Annotated in this window: 2 protein-coding genes; both read left to right on the top strand. The window is 63.6% G+C overall.

Annotation, left to right across the window (positions count from 1 at the left end; genetic code table 11):
- The coding region (locus AKU94_RS06495) for a phage tail protein (RefSeq protein ID WP_198144857.1) at positions 1-1,894 on the top strand (1,894 nt) is incomplete at its 5' end.
- A 10-nt stretch (positions 1,895-1,904) separates the two neighbouring features.
- A partial coding sequence (locus AKU94_RS06490) for a DUF2793 domain-containing protein (RefSeq protein ID WP_050526501.1) occupies positions 1,905-3,547 on the top strand: 1,643 nt, incomplete at its 3' end.

Genomic DNA, 3,547 nt, shown 5'->3' with positions numbered 1-3,547 from the left:
CGACGATGCGTTCCAGCGCGCCTATCTTGAGGCGACGTACCTATTTTGGTCAGCACCGGCCAACAATCCGGTGTCGGGCGTGACCAGCGCGCGGATGGTCAACGTGCCGGAATGCGCCGCCTGGACCTGGGATGCGCGGCCCTATCCCTTCTTTCCCGAACTCACCACCGTCTGGACCGATGGGCCGAACTGGCGACGCGGACATTGGCTGACGGGACGGTTGGGGGCGGTGTCATTGGCGGCCCTTGTGCGCCACCTTTGCCTGCGCGCTGGCATGCCGGAGGCTCAGATCGACGTTTCCGAGCTTTGGGGTGCTGTCGAAGGTTACGTGATTACCGCCTTGGAAGCCCCACGCGCCTCGATATCGACGCTCGCGCGCCATTTCGGCTTTGATGCCGTTGAAAGCGAAGGGCGCATTCGCTTTCTGATGCGGGGCCGCATTGCCGGTCTGACCATCACGCCTGACGATATGGTGGCCCCGGCCTCAGCACAGGGTGACGTGATGGACCTGACCCGCGCGCAGGAAACTGAACTGCCACAGGCGTTGAAGTGGCAAGTCGCGCGGGCGGACGAGGATTATGACGCGGCACAAGTCGAAGCACGGCGCATCACGGTCGACACCACGCGGATCGCGTCCGAGGCGTTCCCTATGGCAGTGCCGCCAGAGGAAGCGGAACGCCGCTGCCGCCGTGCGTTGATGGAGGCGTGGGTTGGGCGCGAAAGTGCGGTGTTTCGCCTGCCGCCCTCAAGATTGGCGCTGGATCCCTGCGACGTAATCCTGCTCAATCATGATGGCCGTTTGAACGAGATGAGGCTGGTGTCGATCGCGGATTCGGACCTTCGCAGCATCGATGCCGTGCGGCAGGATCGAGCCGTATACGACTTGCCACCCGGCGATCCACGCCCGGCCTCGCTCTCGACGCCCATGGTATTTGGCACGCCCGATGTGATCCTGCTGGACCTGCCGCAACTTCGCGAGGATCAGCCTGCACATCGGCCCCTCGTTGCAGCCCATGCCAAACCATGGCCCGGCGAAATGGCGGTGTATCGCAGCGCCGCAACAGATGGTTTTGCCTTGCTGACCACCTTTGGTGGCCGCGCTCGGATCGGCGTTCTAGCGGAAAGCTTCTATTCGGGGCCGGTGTCGCGTTTCGATCTTGGCAATGCGCTGGTCATCGATCTCTTCTCTGGCACGCTGGAAAGCGTCACCGACATTGCGCTCTTGGGCGGGGCCAATGCGCTGGCGGTAGAAACCGGTCCCGGGCAATGGGAAATCGTCCAAGCGGGCAATGCCGAACTGATCGCGCCGGGGCGCTATCGCCTGACCCGGCTGCTGCGAGGTCAGCGCGGAACCGAAGGAGTGATGGTCAGCATTGTCCCGACCGGCGCGCGGGTTGTCGTGCTGGATGCAACGCTGGCGTCACTGCCGATCAGCGAGGCTGATTTGGGTCTACCATGGAACTGGCGCATCGGCCCAGCGCAGCACCCGGTCAGCGACGAGACCTTTGTCGCCACCAGTTTCACCCCCGAGGGCGCTGGGCTGCAGCCGTTCTCGGTTGGCCATGTCGAGCAGCCATGGCGCACCGCGCGCAACCCCGGCGATCTCACAATTAATTGGACGCGCCGGTCGCGCTCGCTCGCAGCCGACAGTTGGGGGGCAGGCGAAGTGCCTTTGGCCGAGGACAGTGAAGCTTACGCGCTCGATATTCTGGACGGGTCAGGTGTCAAGCGATCCTTGACGACTGCCACGACCTCGGCCCTCTACACCGCCGCCCAGCAGACCGCCGATTGGGGCGCTCCCCTCGGCCCGGGCCAGACCCTCTCCATTCGCATCTTCCAGCTTTCGGCCCTGATCGGCCGGGGCGCTGGGCGACCTGTCACCCTCAACTTCTGAAAGCAGGATCATGTCAGACATCACTACCCATCTCCTGCTGCCATATATCCTGGCATCGCAGGCCCAAAAGCATGTCACCCATAACGAGGCGCTGCGGCTGCTAGACGCCATGGTGCAGCTTTCTGTGCTGGATCGCAGCCGCACCACGCCTCCCGCAAGTCCAGCTGACGGCGACCGGCACATCGTAGCATCCGGGGCCTCAGGTCTCTGGGCCGGCTGGGACTTGAACGTGGCGTTCTGGGTCGATGGCGTCTGGATGCGGCTGGTGCCGCGCCCGGGCTGGCTGGCATGGATTGCGGATGAGGCGGCTTTTGGTGTCTGGGATGGCACAGCTTGGGATCCCGTTGGCGTACCGCAGGATGTGTCAGACGCCATATTCAGTCTGGTGAATGCCGTCGATCCGACGAAGAGGGCGTTGTTTTCGCTGTCGGGGATCAGCACCGGCACTACGCGCAGCTTTACCCTGCCCAACACATCCAGCGAGTTGGCAATCCTCGCAGGCACCCAAACTTTCAGCGGCAACAAGACGTTTTCCGGTACGCTGATCGCCTCGGGGACAGTCACTGTATCAGCAGCCGCAGCCACCATCGGCACGGCGACGACAACCGCCACTTATGGCGTGGGGACTGGAGCCACGACGACTGGCCTCTCCAAAACCCTGAACCTCGGCACTGGCGGTGCTTCGGGATCGAACACTGTCGTCAACATCGGCTCCGCCACGGCGGGGGCTGGTGGCACCACGGTGCTGAACACGCCCATGGTCACCTTTGCCAATGCGGTCACACAGGTGGGCATGCCTCAGGCAAACCTCACCGCGCAATTGCTGGGCCTTGGCGGCGCGACAGCCGACAGCTACAACCGCTTTTCGATCAACGCACCTGCCATGCTGTTCAACAACGCAGGCGCCGGGATCGAGGCGACGTTCAACAAGAACGCTGCTGGAAGCGATGCCGCCTTCGCCTTCAAGACAGGGTTTTCGGCGCGTGCGCTGCTCGGGCTTCTGGGCAGCGACGATTTCAGCTTCAAGGTCAGCCCGGATGGGTCTGCATTCTATGAGGCCATCAAGATCGACCGCAGCTCCGGTCGGGTTGAACTGCCCGAACCACTGGTGATCCCCGCCCTTCCCGCCGCCCCGGACCCGCCACCTGAGGGGAAGCTCGCAGTTTATGCCCGCGATCGTGCCGGGGCCGGATGGCTCGACGTGCAGCGTCCCTCGGGCCGTTTCTTTCCGCTGCAACCGCATTTCGGGGTCAACCGGATTGCGACCTGGGCGCCCTCGACCAGCACAACGGTCAACACCAATGGCATGCCGCGCACGGCTGTCGGTACAGTTGCGACACCGACCTTGGCCACCACCAACCTCTCCACCAGCATGCGGCGCTGGCGGGTCACAAGTGCCGCAACGGCGGACGCTGTGGCCGAGGAACGTTCAGCCGGATGGGTCTGCTGGCGCGGTAATGCCGATGGCCTTGGCGGTTGGAATTACGTCAATCGCCTGTCGCTGACGACTTTGCAGGCAACCGGCATGGGGTTCTTTGGACTTTATGGGTCTGTCGCTGCGCTGGCCACAACGCTGACGCTGGCGACCGTGGTCAACTGCATTGGCATCGGATTTCAGCGTGGCACCCATACCAACTGGCAGCTGGTGCGCAA

The sequence above is a fragment of the Pseudorhodobacter aquimaris genome (genome assembly GCF_001202025.1).
GTDB lineage: Bacteria > Pseudomonadota > Alphaproteobacteria > Rhodobacterales > Rhodobacteraceae > Pseudorhodobacter > Pseudorhodobacter aquimaris.
The sequence above is the reverse complement of the archived record's forward strand: the minus strand, read 5'-3'. Positions and strand labels throughout refer to the sequence as shown.